This is a genomic window from Pseudonocardia tropica, from assembly GCF_040105315.1.
GTDB classification, from domain to species: Bacteria; Actinomycetota; Actinomycetes; order Mycobacteriales; family Pseudonocardiaceae; genus Pseudonocardia; species Pseudonocardia alni.
In genome coordinates, this window is record NZ_JBEDNP010000004.1 from 1 (window position 1) to 19,176 (window position 19,176).

Annotated in this window: 28 protein-coding genes; 5 read left to right on the plus strand and 23 right to left on the minus strand. The window is 68.6% G+C overall.

The genetic code is table 11. The annotated features are described in order from the left end of the window. Positions 1 to 133 precede the first annotated feature (133 nt). A complete protein-coding gene (locus WHI96_RS07830) occupies positions 134 to 340 on the plus strand; it encodes a hypothetical protein (RefSeq protein WP_349302356.1) in 207 nt (68 codons plus the stop codon). On the opposite strand, the gene WHI96_RS07835 is transcribed toward WHI96_RS07830, so the two are convergent. Beyond that, positions 337 to 540 carry a hypothetical protein gene (locus tag WHI96_RS07835; protein WP_345652874.1) on the minus strand — a complete coding sequence of 68 codons (204 nt, stop codon included), beginning with the start codon at positions 538 to 540 and terminating at the stop codon, positions 337 to 339. The genes WHI96_RS07830 and WHI96_RS07835 overlap by 4 nt on opposite strands. Then, a complete protein-coding gene (locus tag WHI96_RS07840; protein WP_345652872.1) occupies positions 537 to 1,094 on the minus strand; it encodes a recombinase family protein in 558 nt (185 codons plus the stop codon). The genes WHI96_RS07835 and WHI96_RS07840 overlap by 4 nt, the downstream gene beginning before the upstream one ends. Before the next feature lie 137 nt (positions 1,095 to 1,231). Here WHI96_RS07840 and WHI96_RS07845 point away from each other — a divergent pair, with 137 nt between their 5' ends. Beyond that, the gene (locus WHI96_RS07845; RefSeq protein ID WP_345652869.1) at positions 1,232 to 1,681 is read left to right on the plus strand and encodes a hypothetical protein; all 450 of its coding nucleotides are present in this window, start codon (positions 1,232 to 1,234) and stop codon (positions 1,679 to 1,681) included. A 1-nt stretch (position 1,682) separates the two neighbouring features. Next, positions 1,683 to 2,066: a hypothetical protein gene (locus tag WHI96_RS07850; protein ID WP_345652866.1), complete on the plus strand. Its 384-nt coding sequence runs from the start codon at positions 1,683 to 1,685 to the stop codon at positions 2,064 to 2,066. A gap of 4 nt (positions 2,067 to 2,070) precedes the next feature. Here WHI96_RS07850 and WHI96_RS07855 read toward each other — a convergent pair whose 3' ends face one another. Continuing rightward, positions 2,071 to 2,235, minus strand: a complete 165-nt coding sequence (locus tag WHI96_RS07855) for a hypothetical protein (RefSeq protein WP_345652863.1) — start codon at positions 2,233 to 2,235, stop codon at positions 2,071 to 2,073. Positions 2,236 to 2,378: 143 nt separating this feature from the next. On the opposite strand from WHI96_RS07855, the gene WHI96_RS07860 reads away from it, so the two are divergent. Next, positions 2,379 to 3,353, plus strand: a complete 975-nt coding sequence (locus WHI96_RS07860; protein ID WP_345652860.1) for a glycosyltransferase family protein — start codon at positions 2,379 to 2,381, stop codon at positions 3,351 to 3,353. Beyond that, positions 3,350 to 3,781 (plus strand): M67 family metallopeptidase, encoded by a 432-nt coding sequence (locus tag WHI96_RS07865; RefSeq protein ID WP_345652857.1) that lies wholly within the window; start codon positions 3,350 to 3,352, stop codon positions 3,779 to 3,781. The genes WHI96_RS07860 and WHI96_RS07865 overlap by 4 nt, the downstream gene beginning before the upstream one ends. Before the next feature lies 1 nt (position 3,782). Here WHI96_RS07865 and WHI96_RS07870 read toward each other — a convergent pair whose 3' ends face one another. From WHI96_RS07870 to WHI96_RS07965, 20 genes are all read right to left on the minus strand, one after another. Further along, positions 3,783 to 4,187 carry a hypothetical protein gene (locus WHI96_RS07870; protein WP_345652854.1) on the minus strand — a complete coding sequence of 135 codons (405 nt, stop codon included), beginning with the start codon at positions 4,185 to 4,187 and terminating at the stop codon, positions 3,783 to 3,785. A 19-nt stretch (positions 4,188 to 4,206) separates the two neighbouring features. Then, positions 4,207 to 4,788: a hypothetical protein gene (locus WHI96_RS07875; protein ID WP_345652852.1), complete on the minus strand. Its 582-nt coding sequence runs from the start codon at positions 4,786 to 4,788 to the stop codon at positions 4,207 to 4,209. 1 nt (position 4,789) lies between these two features. Continuing rightward, a complete protein-coding gene (locus WHI96_RS07880; protein ID WP_345652849.1) occupies positions 4,790 to 5,860 on the minus strand; it encodes a hypothetical protein in 1,071 nt (356 codons plus the stop codon). Continuing rightward, positions 5,860 to 7,092 (minus strand): hypothetical protein, encoded by a 1,233-nt coding sequence (locus WHI96_RS07885; RefSeq protein WP_345652846.1) that lies wholly within the window; start codon positions 7,090 to 7,092, stop codon positions 5,860 to 5,862. Before WHI96_RS07885 ends, WHI96_RS07880 begins: the two co-directional genes overlap by 1 nt. Before the next feature lie 14 nt (positions 7,093 to 7,106). Continuing rightward, a complete protein-coding gene (locus WHI96_RS07890) occupies positions 7,107 to 8,009 on the minus strand; it encodes a phage tail family protein (protein ID WP_345652844.1) in 903 nt (300 codons plus the stop codon). After that, complete coding sequence (locus tag WHI96_RS07895) at positions 8,006 to 12,352, minus strand: hypothetical protein (protein WP_345652841.1); 4,347 nt, start codon at positions 12,350 to 12,352, stop codon at positions 8,006 to 8,008. Before WHI96_RS07895 ends, WHI96_RS07890 begins: the two co-directional genes overlap by 4 nt. Further along, entirely contained in the window at positions 12,349 to 12,588 is a 240-nt protein-coding gene (locus WHI96_RS07900; RefSeq protein WP_345652838.1) for a hypothetical protein, read from the minus strand. Before WHI96_RS07900 ends, WHI96_RS07895 begins: the two co-directional genes overlap by 4 nt. Positions 12,589 to 12,665: 77 nt before the next feature. Continuing rightward, positions 12,666 to 13,052, minus strand: coding sequence for a hypothetical protein (locus tag WHI96_RS07905; protein WP_345652835.1), 387 nt, complete (start codon positions 13,050 to 13,052; stop codon positions 12,666 to 12,668). 52 nt (positions 13,053 to 13,104) lie between these two features. After that, positions 13,105 to 13,704, minus strand: coding sequence for a phage tail tube protein (locus WHI96_RS07910; RefSeq protein WP_345652832.1), 600 nt, complete (start codon positions 13,702 to 13,704; stop codon positions 13,105 to 13,107). A 3-nt stretch (positions 13,705 to 13,707) separates the two neighbouring features. Continuing rightward, positions 13,708 to 13,869 carry a hypothetical protein gene (locus WHI96_RS07915; protein WP_345652830.1) on the minus strand — a complete coding sequence of 54 codons (162 nt, stop codon included), beginning with the start codon at positions 13,867 to 13,869 and terminating at the stop codon, positions 13,708 to 13,710. Between the two features lie 14 nt (positions 13,870 to 13,883). Continuing rightward, entirely contained in the window at positions 13,884 to 14,114 is a 231-nt protein-coding gene (locus WHI96_RS07920) for a hypothetical protein (protein WP_345652828.1), read from the minus strand. After that, the gene (locus WHI96_RS07925) at positions 14,111 to 14,572 is read right to left on the minus strand and encodes a hypothetical protein (RefSeq protein ID WP_345652825.1); all 462 of its coding nucleotides are present in this window, start codon (positions 14,570 to 14,572) and stop codon (positions 14,111 to 14,113) included. Before WHI96_RS07925 ends, WHI96_RS07920 begins: the two co-directional genes overlap by 4 nt. Then, positions 14,569 to 14,847, minus strand: coding sequence for an HK97-gp10 family putative phage morphogenesis protein (locus tag WHI96_RS07930; RefSeq protein ID WP_345652822.1), 279 nt, complete (start codon positions 14,845 to 14,847; stop codon positions 14,569 to 14,571). The genes WHI96_RS07925 and WHI96_RS07930 overlap by 4 nt, the downstream gene beginning before the upstream one ends. 138 nt (positions 14,848 to 14,985) lie before the next feature. Next, complete coding sequence (locus WHI96_RS07935; protein ID WP_345652819.1) at positions 14,986 to 15,324, minus strand: hypothetical protein; 339 nt, start codon at positions 15,322 to 15,324, stop codon at positions 14,986 to 14,988. Then, on the minus strand, positions 15,324 to 16,082 hold the full coding sequence (locus tag WHI96_RS07940) for a hypothetical protein (protein ID WP_345652816.1): 759 nt from the start codon (positions 16,080 to 16,082) through the stop codon (positions 15,324 to 15,326). The genes WHI96_RS07935 and WHI96_RS07940 overlap by 1 nt, the downstream gene beginning before the upstream one ends. Positions 16,083 to 16,098: 16 nt before the next feature. Further along, the gene (locus WHI96_RS07945; RefSeq protein ID WP_345652814.1) at positions 16,099 to 16,665 is read right to left on the minus strand and encodes a hypothetical protein; all 567 of its coding nucleotides are present in this window, start codon (positions 16,663 to 16,665) and stop codon (positions 16,099 to 16,101) included. Positions 16,666 to 16,754: 89 nt separating this feature from the next. Continuing rightward, positions 16,755 to 17,252, minus strand: coding sequence for a hypothetical protein (locus tag WHI96_RS07950; protein WP_345652811.1), 498 nt, complete (start codon positions 17,250 to 17,252; stop codon positions 16,755 to 16,757). Between the two features lie 3 nt (positions 17,253 to 17,255). Then, on the minus strand, positions 17,256 to 18,377 hold the full coding sequence (locus WHI96_RS07955) for a hypothetical protein (protein WP_345652808.1): 1,122 nt from the start codon (positions 18,375 to 18,377) through the stop codon (positions 17,256 to 17,258). Between the two features lie 10 nt (positions 18,378 to 18,387). Beyond that, entirely contained in the window at positions 18,388 to 18,666 is a 279-nt protein-coding gene (locus tag WHI96_RS07960; RefSeq protein WP_345652805.1) for a hypothetical protein, read from the minus strand. Between the two features lie 5 nt (positions 18,667 to 18,671). Then, positions 18,672 to 19,163, minus strand: coding sequence for a hypothetical protein (locus tag WHI96_RS07965; RefSeq protein ID WP_345652802.1), 492 nt, complete (start codon positions 19,161 to 19,163; stop codon positions 18,672 to 18,674). Positions 19,164 to 19,176 lie beyond the last annotated feature (13 nt).

The window sequence follows — 19,176 nt, forward strand, 5'->3', positions numbered from 1 at the left end:
GACTCCTATCGGACCCGCGCCCGACGCGAGCTACTGGCGAAGCACAACCGCGCCAGCAACGACTGAACACCGACAGGGGTCAGTCCCAGTCCGTCGTTACGGGGTCACTCCAAACCCGCCGTTGACAGACGCCATGAACGACGTTCGACGGGGCTACCAGCAGAAGGCCGATGCGCATGCACGGGAGGCCGAGGAGTTGCTCGCGAGCCTGAACAGCAAGCAGGCGGCTGCGGCGCACGCCTCGCTTGCTGTGTTCTACCAGCTCAAGGCTAACGACAACGGTGGCGAGCTGGAGTACGCCATCAAGGACCTGGCCAGGCAGCTCGCTGGCCGAAGCTAGCTCAACCGCTCGATCCGGTCGGCCAGGCGCTCGAAGCCGAGGGCTCGCAGATTCTCGGGCGCCTGGCCGGGGTCGTGCTCGATCATCGCGTCGATCGCCTGGTCGAAGAACTCGGCGGTGGCGCGAGGCGTGTTGCCGCTGTCGATGAACTCCTGGAGCCGGTCCAGGTCCAGGTTCTTCGTGGGGTCGAAGCCGGTCACTTCGTCTCCTCCAGGGCTCGGTAGATCGTCGCGGGCGAGCAGCGGAACGCCTCGGCGATCTTGCCGATCGTGTACTGCTTCGAGTCGTACATCCGACGGGCCTCGGTCTTCTGCATCTCGGAGAGGACCGGGCGCCTGCCGCCCTTCCGGCCACGAGCCCGAGCAGCGGCGAGGCCCTCCCGGGTGTTCTCCGCGATCAGGTCGGCCTGGAACTCGTCGACCGCGCCGAGGATGTGGAACGTCAGGCGCCCGGCCGGTGTCCGGGTGTCGATCTGCTGCTTCAGCACGAGCAGCTCGATGCTGCGCTCCTTGAGCTGCTCGGCCAGCTCGGTCAGGTTGCGTACGGAGCGCGCGGCCCGGGACAGCCGGGTGATGACCAAGGTGTCCCCCGGCCGGAGGTACTCCAGGCACCGGTCCCAGTCGGGTCGGCGGGCGAGCTTGCCCGAGGCCTTGTCGACGAAGATCCGCTCGCACCCCGCCTCGCGCAAGAGGTCCTCCTGCGACTCCTCGTGCTGATCACGAGTACTCACGCGCGCATACCCAACCAGAGCCACGCCACAAGTCTCTCACAAACGGTTGTCGATGGGGACTATGAGAGATAGATTGTGGATACGGGTTCTGAGAGGAACAGCATCGCGATCTCCATCCTCGGTCCCCGGTCCATCACAAACGACCGTTTGAGGAGACCGCGATGCCCAAGATCAATCGCCTGCTCGTCGCGATGGCCACCGGCGCGGTGCTCGCGCTCGGGTCCGTCGCGTGCACGAGCGAGCCCGCCCCGGCTCAGCCCGCCGCAGCCCCCTCGGCACCAGCCAGCGTCGAGGACGTCCGGAACATGGACAGCGAGACCTGGGGCCGGGCGGTGTGCGCGGAGATCCCGGAGGGGACGCTGCCGACCGACCACCCGCTCCTCGCCGGGGCCATCCGACCGGACGACACCACCAAGGACTCGGTATTCACCCGGACCATGGCGGCCATGCAGGCCTACTGCCCGGCCAAGGCCCAGGTGCTGCTGGAGCGCTTCGCGTCGGCCCAGTCGGACGCGGCCAGCTCGGGCAACGTCGAGCAGGGGCAGAGCACCTCGGGCGACGAGCAGCACCGGTACGGATGCGAGCAGGGCTACATCACGGAGGGCTGCTGAGATGCCCATCCGCGCCTACGTCCCCCTGCCCGGCCCGTTCGCGTGGACCCCGGGTCCGCCCGGTCCCTCCTGGGGACAGCAGATCGTCGAGGGAGGCGATCAGGTCGGCGGCTCGGTCGGCAGCGGCCTGAAGCGGTTCGGGCTCTACGTCGGGGTGACCATCGGCGTGCTCAAGCTGGGCGTGCTCGCCTGGCTGCTGAGTTACCTCTTCGGCGACGTCGTGTTCGTGGCCTACGGCGGGGCTGTGCTCTACCTCGGCTGGATCCTGGAGCGGACCATGGCGCCGCTCTACGTCCGCCTGGGCATCTGGCGGGTGCGGGACGCCGAGCCGATCACCCAGCCCATCCCCGTCGTCCCCGGGCGGCACCGGCAGGCGACCCCGTGAGGGCTCACTCCATCGTCATGGCGGCCAGCCACTCCGACGGGCGCATCCCGTCGAGCGTCGGCTCGCCGTCGACGACCTCGAAGTCGTCCGGCGTCAGCTCGATCCCGGCCGCCCGTGCCGCAGCGATGTGCTCGGAGACGGTCTCGTGATCCGGCGTCGTCGTACCCACGTGAGCACGGTATCGGCCCGCCATGGTCATCGGCCGGCCTTGACGGCTATCAGTTTCGGAGTGCTGATCGGCGCTGGTGGAGCCTGGTACCGCATCCAGCGCCACCTGTGGCGCCACAGCGACCTGTCCCACGAGGAGCGCCGGTGAGCAGCATCTTCTTCTGGAGGGCCGACTCGGCCGGGAGCGGGTTCTACCGCTCGATGGAGCCCGCCCGGGTGCTGGCCGCCCGAGGGCACAAGGCGACGTCCTCGCCCTACCTGCCCGGGTGGGCTCGGGAAGCGGATGTCGTGGTCGGTCAGCGCATCTGCACCCCGACCGCCTCGAAGCGGTGGGCCGAGCTGGCCAAGGAGGGCAGGGCCAAGCTGGTGTTCGAGATCGACGACGACCTCCTCAACGTCGACCCGAGCAATCTGACGGCTCACGGCTTCTTCTCCCAGCCCGAGATCCACCAGGGGCTCCAGCGCAACGCGACGCTCGCCCACGAGGTGGTCGTGACGACCGAGCGCCTCGCCGAGATCTTCGCCGAGATCAATCCGAACGTTCGGATCATCCCGAACTACGTGCCTGAGTCCATGCTCGCGGTGCAGCGACCGACACCCGAGCGGCCGGTCGTGGGCTGGTACGGCTCGCCCTCACACACCCGCGACTTCGAGAAGACCGCGCCGCAGCTCGTGCGGTTCATGCGCCGCAACCCCAAGGCCGACTTCCACGCCCTCGGGTCCCGGCTCGACTGGATGGCCAGCATCGAGCACCGGCAGTTCCGCTTCACCGGCTGGAACGACTCGATCGCCGGACTGTGGCGCACCGTCGACTTCACCGTCGGGCTGGCCGTGATGCGACGGTCGGAGTTCAACCGGTCGAAGTCGGACTTGAAGATCAAGGAGATGGCCGCCCTCGGCATCCCCTCGGTGGTCACGAACTTCGCCGCCTACGAGCATGCGGCGATGACCGGCGCGCCGGTCCTGACCGTGGACCGGCCGAACGGCTGGGCGCCCACCCTGGAGTACCTGCTCGACGACGAGGAGGCCAGGACCGAGCTGGGGGCGAAGGCGAAGGCCTGGGCGAGTAGCCAGACCATCGAGCAGCACGCGGGCCTGTGGGAGGCCCTCCTCCCATGAGGACGAACGTCGAGCGGCCCCTGGTTCTCCCTGCGCAGACCTTGGGGCTGCTCCGGCGTCTGGCCCGTAGCGCACATCCGCGGGAAGCCTGCGGCGTGCTGTTCGGGAACCCCCGCACCCGCGAGGTTCTGCGCGTCGCTGAGCTGACCAACGTCGCTGACCATCACCTCGACTTCGCCTTCGACCCGCAGGAGCAGCTCGACTGGTGGGTGTCCGAAGAGGCCGAGGGACGGGTGCCGCTCGTGCTCTGGCACTCCCACCCCACCGCCGAGCTGTACCCCAGCCCGGCCGACGCCACCTGCATGGCGATGCACGCCCGGCTCGACCACCTCATCGTGAGCCGGTGGACCGCTCGGGCCTTCCGGTGGCGCGACGGCGTCATGCCGGTCGAACTTCGCTCGAAGCCGGGCTGGTTCCGAGTCGGCTAGATCAGGCCACGCTGTATCCGTACGGGGCCGGATCCCGGTCCGGCCTGACAACCGGGTCCCACGGCCGCTCCGCGTCTCCGTAGAACGTGACGTGCAGGTCTGTCACTTCCGGATATCCGGCCCTGGGCTGGAAGTACGGGTTGTCCCCGATCCAGCGGCCCAGGACCAGCGAGATGAAGAACCTGTCTGTGTGCGTGTCCCCGTAGGTCACCGACCTGATGATCATCGTGTCGCCGTTGGAGCACGAGACCGCCTCCCAGCCCTTGGCGACCATGAAGTCGATCGCACCTTGGGGATCGTTCGGATCGACGTAGATCAGCTCCCACTCGGGAACGGTTGGCCGCACGGTGACGGGAGTCGTCGTCACCGTGCTGGCGGGCTCCTCGGGCGGAGTCGGTGTGCTCATCGTGTGCTCCTTCGTTGGATCAGCTTCGGACGCGCGAGATCGAGATGAAGGTCGCGGCGAGGTTGCCGGTGTTGACCGTCATTGCGGCCCCGCTGCCGGTGCTGGCGATGGCCGAGCAGACGGTTCCGCCGACGTCGAAGTAGCGCTCGACAGAGACGCTGAACGATCCGCCTGCGCCGGAGCAGTAGCCGTCGGCCATGACGTAGCGCTTGTTGGTCACGTCGGTCACGTCGGCCAGGCACAGGTAACGGGTCTGAGCCGCTACGCCGCCGGAGGTGATCACACCAGCGGTGATCCGGTAGACCCCCGCCTCGTAGAAGTAGTAGCCCGTGGCGTCCGGGTACTGGTAGATCGACGGGTCGGTGTTGATCGCGTTCGGGAGCACCAGCTTCTGCATGACGCCGTTGGTCGTGTAGCTCCCCGCCGCGCTGGCCCGGTAGTGGGCGAACGGCAACGGGGCGTGCGTGTGGGTCGCCGGGGCATACTCCGGGTGCGTGTGCGTGGCCAAGCGCCCGTAGATCGTGGAGGTGTCCTCCGCGAGCTGCTGGGCGGTGCGAGCAGCCGTCTGCTCCAGGGTGTCGAAGCGTCGCTGGTCAGCCATGTCAGACGAACTCCACTCCGAGCTGCTCGTCACCGTTCTTGTCGGCGGTGACCGTGGTCTTTCCGGTCCGGAAGTTCCCGCTCTGGTAGCCCAGACCGGCGTCGTAGCCGTAGAAGACGGTGTCTCCGGGTCCGAAGTCGCCGACGTCGGATCCGGCGCGTGGGGAGATCGAGACGCCCGGCTGGAAGAGCTGGGTCGAGCGGGCCTTGAGGAACTCGGTGAGCTTGCCGTTCACCGAGGCCTGGTCCGGGATGTCCTGGAAGCTCTGCCCCGCCCAGGAGGCCCCGAAGGTCTGCCGGGCAGTCGAGTTGATGTCGCTGCTCCAGAAGGCCTGCGACTCGCCGGTGGTGCTCTGCGAGGTGCCGGTGGCGCTGGCGTCGGTGACCAGGTCGCCGGGGGCCACGGACATGGCGATCGAGGCCGACTCGATGTTGCGCTGGTCCAGGAAGACCTTGGCGCTGAGGTCCTGACCGCGCTGAGGCGAGGCCATCCGCAGGCGCCGGGTGTCGGGCTCGACCCAGATGTCGAAGCCGCTGGTCATCTTGGACAGCTCCTCGACCTTGCTGGCCACCCCGGAGAGGTCCTTCTGAAGGTAGGTCTGGGTGCGCACCACCCCGGAGGTCCCGACCGCCGAGGTGTCGATGCCGTAGTGACCCCGACCCCGGGCCTGCCAGTTGTCGACCATCGTCTTGGTGATCGCGAACTGGTCGATCCCGGTGGGGCTGTAGTCGGCCATGATCCCCATGCGGGAGACGTAGCCGTAGAGCCCGACGGCCCCCAGGACGACGTTCTGCTGCTGGAGGCCGATGGTCTCCACTCCCCCGGCCCAGACGAGCTTGGTGTTCCGGTAGATCCACACCTCGCAGGGGTTGGCCACGAGGTCGCGGAAGCGGGCCTTGGCCGTGTCGTGCAGCGAGCGGATCGGGCACGTGACGCTGGCCGAGCCCGCCTTGTTCAGCTCGTCGATGTAGGTCACCGACTCGAAGACGAGCCCGCCCAGCTCGGTGAGCGCCGGGGGCCCGGAGAACGCAGGCACCCGGGCTACCAGGGAGATCGAGTAGGACGCGGCCATCAGGCGATCCGGGTGATCCGCATGTAGGAGTTCTTCTGGATGTAGGCGGTCTGGCCCGAGGTCTCGCAGGCGTACTGGAGGCCGAGGGTCCCTGAGCCGGAGCCGCTGTTGATGACCTGGCCCTGGATGCGGATGCCGTCGGTGTTGCTGTCGCCCGTGCCGACGGTGACCTGGGTGTTCCCGCCGACCGCCCCGGTGCCGAAGGCGCGGTAGTCCACGTCGCCGGTGGGGTTGGCCGTCGAGCCGTAGCTGGGCGCGATCAGCGACCACATCCAGTCGAGGGTGCCGCCGATGCCCCAGACCAGCTTCAGTCGACTGTTCGTGCCGGTGTTCGACATGTCGACGACCAGGAAGACCTCGACGATGTAGCGGCTGTTCGCCACCGGGTTGAAGACGAACGCGCGCTGGATGTCGTTGCCCGGGTCGTAGCCCTGGTCGCGGCCGACGTCGATGAAGCTCGTGGTGTTGTTGCCCTCGTTGGCCTGCATGTACCGGAAGGTCGAGACTCCGAGGTCAGACCAGCCCACCGAGAGGTCGGAGTTGACCCGCAGGACGTTGCTGCGCGAGCCCCGGGGCAGCCGGTCGACGCTGTTCGTCGAGCCGTTGCCCAGCAGCAGGTCACCGGTCGAGATGGTCCCGGGGCGCGGTACGAAGTTGGTCCTGAGGTTCGCCAGCAGGCCCTCCGGCACCCCGGCGGTGAAGCGCATGTCGGTGACGGAGCTGATCGAGGTGGCACCGGCGGCGACCGGGACCCGGGCCAGCAGCGCCCAGGCCTTCCAGGTGGCGTCCGGGCCCGGGATGGCGCCACCGGCGTCGCCCTTGCGGTAGGCGAGCTGGGGCAGCACGAGCGCGCTGGAGTCGTAGGCGGTGTCGCGCACGACCAGGTAGATCTCGTCGGTGCGGGTCTGGGAGGCCTCGGCCGCCGAGATGGTGATGTTCTGTGTGGCGACGTCGAGCCGGAGGCAGTAGTTGCCCTGCCCGGCCGAGACGCCACCGACGATGTAGTGGTCCTCCTTGGCGTTGCCCGAGCCGACCCGCACGGTCATGTTCGGGCTGGCCTGCGGCCGGACGATGAAGGCGTTCGTCGGCTTGAGGTACCCGGGGGTGACGGTGGCGTTGGCCAGGCGGCTCTCCTCGGCCGTCAGGTCGGCCACGGCGCCGCCGCCGGAGTCGGTGCGCGCCCCGAGGGTGTTGGCCGCGAGGGTCGTGTTGACGAGCGTGGTCGTCGGCATCGTTGATCGAACTCCTAGTCCATGCTCGTCGAGCGCCAGGTCATCAGGCAGGTCGGGGCCTGGCCCGTGTAGGTGAAGCGGATGGTGTTGTCGCCCGGGGCGAGGGCGAACGGCTCCCGGGGCAGCGCCCAGTTCGCGTATCGGGTGGCTCCGTCGAGCTGGACCACGAGCCGGTCGGCACCGGTCACGGCTGCCTCGTTGTCCTGCGTGAGGATCTGGTTCGGCGCGATGGCGGTGGTGATCGAGCTGACCTGGCCGGTCGTGGTGTTCTCGATCGCCACGGCGGTCGTCGTGCCGGTGGCCGGGCCGTAGAAGCGCACCAGGGGCCAGGCGTAGTCGTTGCCGTCGTTCTGGACGATCGACTCGCTCTGGCCCGGGGTGGTCCAGTCCATGGGGAACTCGGCGTAGGGCAGGTCGACGCCGGTGCGGTTCAGGCTGAACCCCGGGACGATCTGCTGCTGCTCCTCGGTCCCGTAGATCCGGGGGTCGACCGCCCGCAGGTTCACCGGCGGATAGCCGTAGCGGTTGTAGGTCGTCCAGCTCTCGTCGCGGGTGAGCTGGATCGGACGGCACCGGATGAACTGCTCGGGCTGGCCGGGGCGCTTGAAGAACAGCGGGAAGTCGTCCGACCGCGACGGCCGGAACGCGGAGCGGACCTGCTGCCAGAACTGCTCGTAGAGCTGCCCGTCGATGTCGGGCTCCCAGATGTGGAGCTTGAACTGGAGCATCCTCGGGTTCACGAAGTCGAGGCCACGGATCGCACCGTCCCCGCGCGGCTGGTCGGAGTCCGAGGTGCGGACCTCGTAGCCGTGGAACCCGGTCGCCGAGTTGACCTGGATGTCGCAGTTCTGGCCGAAGGTGAGGCCCCGGTACTCGAAGGTCTCGTCGGCCAGCGGAGTGCCGTCGAGGGTGCTCATCGGACGCTCCGGATGCCGAGGGCCACCAGACGGCCCGTCTCCTGCGGGTTACCGCCGAGCTGGGTGACGTTGACGATCGTGTCGCCCTCGCCGTGCACACCAGCGAGGCCCGTGCTGCCCTCCAGGATGCCCACCAGCCGCTCGAATGCGTCGTTCTGGGCTCGGGTGAGGACCCGTTCCCCGGACTGGGCCAGGATCGGGATGCGGTCCTCGAACGTGGTGCCCGGGACCCGGCCGCCGAGGGCGTAGCCACCGGACTTGTTGTAGGCCCGGGGCAGCGAGCCGTAGCGACCGAGCGCGTACCGCATCGAGCTGAGGATGTTGCTGAGCGGGTCGATCGAGGTGCCGTACAGGTACGGGCCGACGTCGCGCCGGGGGTCGCGGTTCGAGCGGTAGGTCGGGCCGATGACCTGCATCAGGCCGACCGAGGGGGTGCCCTTGCGCCAGTTCGAGTCCCAGCGGTTGACGATGCTCGGGTTGCCGCCGCTCTCCTGGTTCATGCGGCGCAGCACGGTCTGGAGCAGCCCGGCGGGCTGACCCATCATCGCCAGCGCCTGGAGGGTGACCGGGGCCCAGCGCTGCACACCCCCAGCCGCCATGCCGGTGAACGCACCGGCGTCGCCGCCCGGGGCGAACGAGGCGAACAGCGAGTCCATCTTGGCCTTGGCGCCGTCGATCAGCTTGTTGCCGACGCCCATACCCAGACTGCGCCACGGGTTCTTCGGCAGCATCAGGCCGACGGCCTCGCTGACCAGGCCGGACAGGCTCCCGCCGCCGAACCAGTTCATCATGTCGCCGATGCGCGATCCGACCGAGCCGATCGCTCGCGAGGCCCCGTTCCAGAGGCTGCCGATCGTGCCGAGGATCCCGCCCTCGGCCAGCATCGGGACGCCCACCTGACCGCCGTCGGCCATGAGCTGCCCGCCCAGCGAGGCGAACAGGTCCAGGGCCCGTGAGCGGTACGCGGGGTCGGTCGGGATGACGAACTCCGGGTAGGCCGATCGGCCCTCGCCGACGATCGCCTGGGGGCCGTTGGTGACGAAGCCGCCGCCGACCCGGCCGCCGCCAGCGAGCATCTGCGGTCCGAGGGTGCCGCCCTGAGCGAGCATCTGGATCCTGGGAATCCGGTACTCCACACCCAGGGAGCCGAGGATGCTGTTGCTCTTGTCGACCAGCCAGTTCAGCGTGCCGATGACGCCGTTGACGCCGCCCTTGCCGAGGTCCCGGAGGTTCCTCCACATCTCGGAGAAGAACCCTCCGGCACCGTCCTTCGCCTTGCGCGCAAAGTCGACAACTCGGTCCTTCAGCTCTCGCATCCGATCGCCCGCCCAGTCGCGAGCCATGCCGAGGCCAGAGTTGATCCGATCGCGTGCCTCGCGCGTCCGGTCTCCTAGCCAGTCGCGGGCCTGCCCCATGCCACCGTTGACTCGGTCGCGCAGTTCACGGACCCGGTCCCCCGACCAGTCGCGGGCCATACCCAGTCCGCCGGAGATCCGGTCTCGCGCTTCCCGAGTGCGGTCGCCCAACCAGTCGCGCGCCTGGCCCATCCCGCCATTCACTCGGTCTCGAAGCTCGCGCAGTCGATCACCGGACCAGTCGCGTGCCTGCCCGAATCCGCTGCTGATCCCGTCCCGAGCCTCCCGGGTGCGGTCGCCCAGCCAGGTCCGCGCCTCACCCATGACACCGTTCACTCGGTCTCGAAGCTCGGTGGTGCGACTCCCCGCGTTGTCTCGGATCTGACCCCAGGTGAGGTTGTTGTCCGTGGCGAACTTCGACGCGCTCCCGCGCAGCCCGCCCCAGAAGTCGTCCCACTTCTTCTTCAGCTCGGGCGGCGGCTCGGGCATGTGCAGCGGGTTGGGATCCATCCCCTCCGGCACCAGCGGGTTCCGCTTGATGTCGTCCCAGATCGTGCTGCCGACGCCCTTGAAGTCGAAGTTCTTCAGGGACTCCCAGCGCTCGCCCGTGCCGACCTTGCCGTCCTGGTTGGTGTCGAGCCGCTTCTTGCCCTCGCCGCCGTCGAACAGGCCCTGGATCAGCTCGAAACCGACGTAGGCGGCGACGAAGGTGATGCCGATCTTGCCGATGGTCTTGAGCCCACGGAGCTTGCCGTCGAGCTTGGAGACCTTGCCGTCGGCGTCCTTGGCCCCGCCGCCGACCCGGCCGATCGAGGTGGCAACTCCGTCAGCCCAGGTGGCCAGGTTCCCGACGGTCTTCAGCGTCTTCAGCGCGAGGTAGGCGCCGCCGATCCAGTAGACCCAGTCGTCGAGCTGGTCGTTGTTCTCCCGCAGGAAGTCGTTCAGGTCGCCGAGCGCCGGTCCGAGGAACTCCGAGACCTGGCCAGCGATGCGCCCGACCAGCGGCAGGACGATCTCCAGGAACTCGCCGACCTCCTGCCAGAGGACCTTGAAGTCGTCGGCGTAGGGCTCCATCTCCTCGTACATGCCGACCCAGCCGTCGACCGTCGAGTCGATGAAGTCGGCGAAGCCCTCGGAGGCCGGGGCCATCTCGGCTCCGAAGTCGACGGTCTTCTCGGTCAGCTTGACCATGCCGTCGCCGATGGCCTCGGTGATCGGCAGCGAGCTGTTGAGCAGGTCGGTGAGGTCCTTCTTGAACTCGGGGTTCTTGAAGAGCTGTCCGGCCTTGCGCGACGAGTCGGCCATCTTGTCGCCGGTCTGGTCGAGGAACCCGTTGAAGATCGGGAACAGGCCCTCGGAGTCGCGCAGCATGTCCGTCAGGCCGGGCAGGAACGATCGCTGGCTGGTCTTGCCCAGGTCGTCGACCATGGGCTTCATCCGGATGAGCTGCTCGACGAAGGCCCGGCCCTCAGGGGTCAGCTTGGCCATGGCGTCGGCGTACTTCGAGGTGGCCAACGCAGCGGTGGCGGCACCCTCGGCCTGCTGGGTCTGGGCGTCCTGGAGCCCCTGGAGCGCCCGAGAGACCTGCATCGCGGCGTCCTCGGAGGCTTCGGCGGCCTGCTCCCGGGCCCGCTGGGTCGCTCGGGAGGCTTCCTGCTGAGCGAACTCGCCCTCGGTCACGGCATCGCGGACACGCTGAGCGGCAGCCTCGTTGGCCTCGCTCGCGTCGCGGGTGACCCGCCGCAGGTTCTCCTCGGCGTCGCGCGTGCCCTCCTTGGCTGCCGTGAGCCGCCCCTGGGCCGCGATGACCCCCTCGGACCCGGCGAGGCCGTTTCGCTCGGCAGCGGCCAGCTCAGCCGCGCTGCGACCCTGCCGCTTCTGGATGTCCTCCAGCCGCTCCCGGGCCTGGCCGAGCTGGTTCACCGCCTCCCGGCGGTCGAGATCGGTGGCGGTCGAGTCCGCCATGACCTTGCGGAGCTGCTCCTCCTCGCGGGCCACCCGGATCGCAGCGCCCTCGACGTCGAGCGCGTAGTCGTCCTGCTCGTCTCGCAGGTCCTGGAGCCGCTGGGCGGCCTCCTCGAAGGCGTCGTTGAGGTCCTCCTGGGCCGCGCGCTCCCGGTCCAGGGCGTCGGAGACGGTGTCGGCAGCGGCCTCGACCGCCTCGGCTCCATCGCGGGCGGTACGGGCCTGGTCGGCCTTCGCGTCGGAGATCGCCTTCGCGGTCTCGGCGACCACCCGGGCCTCGCTGCGCTCGGCGTCCTCGATCTGCCGGGCGCTGTCGCGGGCGACCTGGGTCTGGTTGCGGCGGGCGTCGTTGATCGCTTGCCCGGCGTCGCGGATCGCCCGGCCGCTGGAGGCAGCGGAGTTCGCGCTGCGCTGCCCGGCGGCAGACGCGGCGTCCTGGTCGGCTTCGTATCCCTTCAGGGCCTCCCCCACGCCGCTCAGCGAGCCCAGGAGGACGCCGCCGATGCCGCCGAGGGACGAGAGCGCGGCTGGGATGGCGGCGACTGCTGCACCAGCGATGCCCGCTGCCGAGGCGATGGCCATCAGGATCGCCGGGCCCCGGGCGGCGGAGGCGAACGAAGCTCCGAGCGCGCGGCCCGAACCGTTCAGCCGCTTCACCTGGTTGTCGGCGTTGCCAGCCTCCTGGCCCACGCCCCGCAGCCCCGAGCGAGCCTGGTTGGTGTCCGCCGTGACGCGCATCTGCGTGCGCTTCCGGTCGAGGTAGTCCAGCTCGGCTCGCGCCAGCTTCAGGTCCGACATCGCCTTCGCGGTGTCGGCATCGACCTGCACGCTGGTCTTCTGCGTGGCCAGCTTCTTCAGCCAGGCCTCGGCCAGGCGGATCTTCTTCTCAGCGGCCGAGATGTCCGCGTCGAGCTTGGCGGTGGCCCGCAGGTTGTCCAGACGGCGCTTGGCCTGGGCGACACCCTCCGCCGTCTCGTCCTTGGCCCGGATGGGGATGACGCCGTCGCCGATGAGGATGGTCATGCCGAGCCGATCTCGAACAGCTCAGGGTGCACGAACGCCATGGCCGAAGCGGTCATCTCCTGCACCTCGTCCTCACCACGAGGACGAGCAGGCGCGTTCGCCGAAGAAGCGTGTGCGGAAGCGTTCTCGCGGTTCATCTGCTCCATCACTCGCATCTTCATCACCCCCTGATATGCCGACATTCGATAGGCCTTCTGGAAGAAGTCCGGCCCGTTCATCTCGTGGATGTTGTCCACGCGGTGGAGGACCGAGAAGTCGCTCTCCAGATCCCGCAGATGGTGGGCGACCCAAGCGATCTGCTTGAGTCGCGTGATCAGTTTCCCGACTCCTCCTCGACAGACCCGAACACCATGTCGGTGAGCTTGTCCGTGATGGCCTTCATGTCGGCCGGGTCGAGGTCGTCGTAGTTCAGCAGCGCGTCGAGTGCCTCCTGCCCCAGCACGCGGCGCAGCAGGTACATCTGCCCGAGGGCCGGTCCGAGCTGCTCGAAGTGCGAGATGATCGACAGGCCCACGTTCGGCCGGAGCTTCTTCGGGACCTTGTACGTCTTCCCGTTGATGGCGAACAGCGGCACCATCTCGACGGTGCGGTCCTTCTTCGGGCCACCGCCCAGGCGGATGATTCCGTCGTCGGAGATCTCCGTCTTGGGCTCCGCCTGGGCGGTGTTCTCGATCTGAGTCGAGGTGAGGGACTCGCTCATTGTGGATTCCTTCCTGGGTCTACTTGAACCTGACGCTTGTCAGGCCGGCCGATCAGGCCAGGACCTGGTCGATGACCTTGAAGGCCTTGATGGACGCGCTGACGTAGTGCGCCGAGAAGGTGACCGAGAAGACGGTCTGGTCGTCCTTCTTGTAGGCGAAGCTGACGTCGTCGGTGCTCAGCGCGCGGCGGACGAGGATCCGGCGGGCCGGGGCGGTGCCGTCGGTCTTGGCGCCCGGGGCGAAGCCGTCGAAGACCAGCGGGCGGTAGATCGGCTGGGTCGCCGAGCCCTCGTTGGGCGGCTCGAACGACTTCGTGGCGTTCGCACCGGTGCCCGCCGTGGTGATGGCGCTGGCCGCGCTGTTCAGCGAGATGGCCAGGTTCTCCAGCGTCGGCTCGGCGAGGTTGGTCTTCAGGGTCATCTCGCGCTTGGTGATCCGCCGACCCGGGATGTCGACGACCTGGTCGACCTCCAGCTCCTTGTAGGTCTGCTTGATCGAGAGCTGCACGCCGTCGTTGGTGCCGCCGACGTCGGTGTAGCCGCTGGCGCCGGTGGCCGGGGCCGTGGTGGCGTCCGTCGGCTCGGTGGCGCCCATGACGCCCGCGTAGAGCACGCCGGGGCCCTGGGTGAGGTTCGAGACGGAGACCGGCATCGGTCAGCCCTCCTGGTTCTGGTTGTTGCCCGAGCTGTTGCTCGCGGCGCTCTTCCCGGTGACCCGGGTGACCTGGAAGCCGAACGAGCGGAGGTCCCGGACCTCGGCATCGCTCAGCTCGTGCTCGACGTCGGGGTCGACGTTGAGCCGGTACTTGGTGGCCATGCGGCCCTCCTCCTTCATCCGGCGTGCCGGAACTGGTTGCGCGTCAACGGCCAGGTGACCGAGGCGAAGTCGGGATGCAGCCGGACCGGGAGGGTCTGGCTGGCGGGGATGGACGGCGGTACCTCGCGCACCGGCGTTCCAGGGCAGAGGAACTCCAGCTCGGCGCGGTCGTCGTGGACGATCACGCGCCCGGCGTAGGTGAAGAACTCGCGCAGGGCGGGGCTGTAGAGGCCGAAGCGGTTCACGACGCCACCGCCCAGGTGAGCTGGAGGTCCAGAGAGAACCGGGCGTAGGTGCCCTCGTCGAAGCGCATCCGGCGCGGCTCGGAGACGACCTCGGCGGCCATCACCCGGGCCTGCTGGTAGCTCGACCCCGGGTCGACGCCTCGGATGCCCCAGGCGGCAGCTGAGGGGGCGTACGTCGCCGCCACGATCAGCTCGGCGAGCTGGTTGGCCTTGCCCCAGGGCGGCTTGCCCGAGGTGGGGCTGACGGCCCAGGTGTCGATCTGGAAGACCGGTCGTCGGATCGCCTGGTCGGTGTGCGGGCGTCCGCCGATGGCCAGGAACGTCACGAAGCCGTCCGCGGTCCAGGAGGCCTGGTCGCTCGGCAGGTCGGCAGCGGCGTTCGGCAAGCCCGGGATCGTGCCCAGCCAGGCCTTGAGCACCAGCTCGGAGTGCGGGATGAACGGCGGGGCCAGGGTCATCGCAGCGTCACCGCCGTGAGGCTCGGCCGCATGAAGGGCTGGGCGCGCTGGTAGCGGGTGCCGTACTCGACGAAGGGCCAATGGTCGGTGCCGACCGAGACCTCGTAGTGCGCGTCGGAGACCCGGCGGGTGTGGATCGTCTTGACCATCTCGCCGGTGTCGACGGGGCAGAGCTGAGCGGCGCGGGCTTCGACCTGCCGGGCGACACGGGCGGTTGCGTCATCGCTCGCGCGCTGGATCTCGATCGCCAGCGACGGGTTGGCCGTGAAGGCCATGCCCTTCCTCCTCAGCTCGCCTCTGCGGCGAATCTGTCCCCGCTCTGCGAACCGGTCTGCCCGGCGTTGTCGCAGCTCAGGGGGTGTTCAATCAGGATGCGTGATCAGTTGCTCTGAGTCGGCTACCGCTTGAGGCGGTCACGTGACCCGCTTTAGCTCGACCTCCAGGTCTGCGGTGTGCCCGGGGCCGCCCGGGACGGTGACGTTCTCGACCAGGTAGGTCAGGTGGTGGCGGTCGTCGCGGAGCCGGTCCCCCACCCGCACGTCGGTCGGGCTGGGGAGCTGAGCCTCGACGCGACGGATCTGCCTCGGGGTGCCGGTGGTTCGGTCCTGCACCCTGCTGGCGACCTCGCGGATGCACGCCAGGACGCCGCTGGCGACGACCGTGGGCTCGTCGGTCTCGTCGGTCTCGTCGCCGTAGTCGTCGGTGCTCGTGCCGCGCAGGATCGAGACGCGGGTGCTGGCCAGGGCATACATCAGGCACCGCCGAGCGGCACCCAGCGGTGCGCGTCGTCGTTCGCCTCGTTCAGCGGGTCGAGCCCCGTGCTGGTCTCCAGCGGGGACCGCACCCGCAGCGAGCGCGAGCGCAGCCAGGAGACGCGCTTCAGGGCCCAGCGGGCCATCGGGGCCAGCACCATCGCCTTGGAGTTCACGGGCAGACCCGACGAGCTGGTGTTGCCGCTGATCTCCAGCAGGTCCAGGCGCTCGAACAGGTCCGGGTTCGCCGGGATCCAGGCGGCCTCGTAGGCGACCGCCTTGCGCAGCCACTTCAGGTCCCTGCGCGAGATCCGACTGGTGGTCTCGTAGGTCCGGCCCGCGAACATCTCCACGACGCTCTGGGCCATCAGGGCGTCGGCGCTGGTGACGGTCTGTCCGGTCAGCGTGGCGACGTCGGCGACCGAGGCCCAGGCCTCCAGCTCCCCCGGCGTGACGCTGCCGCCCTTGATGACCTCGAACTGCTCGTAGCCGACCCGCTCGAAGCCGCCGATGGTCGCCGTCCAGGCGATCGTGTAGTCGTCGGCGAGCTGGGCGTCGGCAGGGACCTGCCAGGTCACCGAGTACAGCCCGAGCAGCTCCCGAGTGACCGTGGCCGGGTAGGTGAACGGGCCCGCCACCAGGTTGTCGTCGAGGAAGATCCGCGCGACGACGGCGGTGGGGTCGACCGGCTGGCCGCCGACGTGGTCGAGGAACGTGGCGTGCAGCTCGGCCGGGCCGTTCTGGGGGTAGCTGGTCATCGTGGTCTCACCTCACTCACGGGGACAGGAAGAATCGGCCCGACTCGATAGCCGGTGCGGCTGAATACAAGCTGTCGATGCCGGAAAACTCCATCCACGGCTGACCGTTTTGCCCGCCGCTAGAGAGAGCCTGAGCGGCACCTCCCCTTCGCCAGACGGTCCCCACATTGCTGGAGTTCGAAAAGGAGTAGCCAAACTCTGCAACTATCAAATCTCCAGCATTAGCAACAGCGTTTGTCAATGCGACGCCACTAAACCCCACGCCCGTCAGCGGAAAGCCATCAGAGGTGGCAGGAAGCTGCGCACCAAGAACTTGAGGGGCGACGATCATGCTCTTGAAGTTCCTACTGCCGTCTGCGAGCCACAGACACAACCGCAGATAGCAAGGGTTGGATGTGACCTCTGTCCGCTGCGTCGCATAAACACATCCCGACAAAGATCCCTGAACCTGTCCAGAAGCGGTGAATGGCGGAGTGAAAGCGAGCAGTCCAAACACACTCTTCGGATTAACAGAATCTTGCTCATCCTGGTAGGTGTTGCCCGTCAAGGTGCTGCCGAAAGCGGTAGTGCCTTGAACCTGCATGTACGAGTCCCAGTAAGAGGTCCAATTGCCACGGAAGGGGCTCGACAAGTAACTGCTCACGGGATTCGAGAGATAGTGGCGCGTAGCCATCAGCTCGTCACCGTGCCCGCGACCATTGCCCAGACCTGGAGGTTCGAGCGCAGCGTCGAGTACTTCAGCGAGAAGAAGCCGTACTTCTGAGCGGGCACCGAAAAGGTCCGGGTGCTCAGGCCCGTGGTCAGCAGGATGTCGCTGGAGAAGATCACCGAAGTGGCCGAGGCCGCGTAGATCACGTACTCCAGGGTCTGCCGGTTCACGCCGTTGGTCGGCAGCGCGATGATGGCGTTGCCCCCGTTGACCGTCAGATCGACGTAGGAGCCCAGCGAGGCGTCGGTGGTGTGCGTGCCCCCGCTGGCCACCGAGAAGCTCTGGAGGACCGGCAGGACCCTCGGCAGCCGGGCCGGGTCGAGGGTGCCGGTCGTGATGTCCCCGGCGGAGTGCTGGTGCGTCGGGACCGGGCGGCCGTCGACGTACTGCTTCGTGGCAGCCTCCAGCGCCCCGGTGGGGTCACCGGGGAGCTGGATCGGCGTCGCGAAGCGCTTGGGCACGGGTCAGCCCGCCACGCCGACGATGTAGTTCCCGGAGGCCGGGGCCGTCGGGAGGATGACCAGGACGTTGTTCGAGTCGGTCACCGACCACTCGACCTCGATCACCTGACCCGTGACGTAGCCACCCGAGGGCGGCGTCGAGCCGATGACCACTCGCACGTCCGGCGCGGGGTTGTTCAGGGCGTGGTTCACCGTGACGTTCTGGCCCGAGATCGCGTAGATGCCCGAGCTGGTGGCCGGGACCGCCCCGCCGATCTTCCGCATCACGACGGCGGTGTCGATGGCGACAGCCGAGCCCGGTGTGGAGGGCACGACGATGCCGGTGCCCGGGTTCACGTCGACCCGGCCCGCTCCAACCGTGGTGCCGTAGCCGGAGTTCAGCGCCGACGACGGGTTGCCCCGGATGATGAACGCGGTCGCCGTGGTGCCGATGGTGACCGCGCCGTCGGTCGTCATCAGGGCGAACAGGTCGGAGTTGGAGCCCTCGGTCACCGCCCAGAACGCACCCGGGGTGGCGGTCGCGCCGTTGGCCCAGTTCGCCGGTCGGGTCATCGCCGAGCTGGCGCCGTTCCAGACCCACGGGCCGTTCTGCGAGGCGGTCGTCTGGCCGAACAGCAGGACGATGGACTGCCCGGCAACCCAGCCGGTCGAGACACCGTCGATCGTGCCGCCCGGCGCGCTGATCGAGGTGTTCGTGGCGGTCGCGACCCGAGCCGCGCCCTTGAGCACGACGCCGTTGGTCAACGCGTCCTGGATGGCGTCCACGTAGGCCTTGGTGACGGCGTCGGTGGATGCCGTGGGGGTGGCCACGTTGATCAGACGCTGGCCGTTGACCGAGAGCGGGCCGGTCGGACCGACGAACTGGTCGAGTCGGTAGGCCTGCACCACGGTGGCCAGGTCGGAGATCGTGCTCGCGGTCTGGGTCCCGCCCTGGTTCGCGCGATCGAGGATGTCGATCGCGGCGGTGCCGTTCCAGACCTTCAGGCGGTTCGTCGTGGTGTTGAACCAGACCCGCCCCTTGTCGCTGGTGGCCAGCCCCGACGGGTCCGTCGAGACCGGGTGGAGCATCGCGTTGAGCAGCGCGAAGCCCAGCATGTTGATGTCGGTGGCGAAGCGCCTGGGCATGGCTGGCCTCTCAGCTCAGGAAGATCCGGCCGGTGAAGTCGACGCCGAAGGCGACTTCGGTGACTCCCGGCTGCGGGTGGGTGATCGAGGCGGGCTCGGTGATCTGGTCGAGCGTGTCGATGCAAAGGACGCCCGCCGGGGTCCAGCTCGTGTCGTGGGTGATCTGGACCAGCGACGTGGGCGCCGAGACCTGCGTGAAGAACCCGGACTTCCGAGCCGCCAGGTCGTCGATCTGGTCCTGGAGGTAGCTCGGGTCGCTCGGGTTCGGCCCGGCGATGACGACGCCCACGGCGATCAGCCCTCGACCGGGTCCGTGCCGAGGGTGTGGTTCTCCGGCGCGACGGCACCGGCGGTGACCGTCTCGTTCGCCTCGTGGTCGACGACGGCGGGCACGACCTCGCAGGTGTAGGTCAGCCGCGTCGTGAAGCCGCCCCGGACCTCCGGGATCTCCTCGACGTCGACCAGCTCAGCCTCGGCCGTCGGGTGCAGGCCCCGCTGGATCGCCTCGTCGAGCACCCGGCGCGCGTTGTCGGCGTGCATCGGATGCTCGCGACCGACCTGCCCGGCGACCACGAACGTCTTCCGGAAGACCTCGGCCGTCTCGGGCTTCGTCTCGGGCTGGTCGAGCGTCTGGTCGACGGTCTCGCCCGGTGTGCGCTGGGCGATCTCGGCCCCCACGTCGCCGTGGAGCGACGGGAACTGCTCGGCGGTGCTCGGAGCCGCCTCGGCGTCCTTGGTCTCGTCAGCGGCCTTCTGAGCCGCGGTCTTGCGAGTGCGCGTGGCCATCGGATCCTCCTGG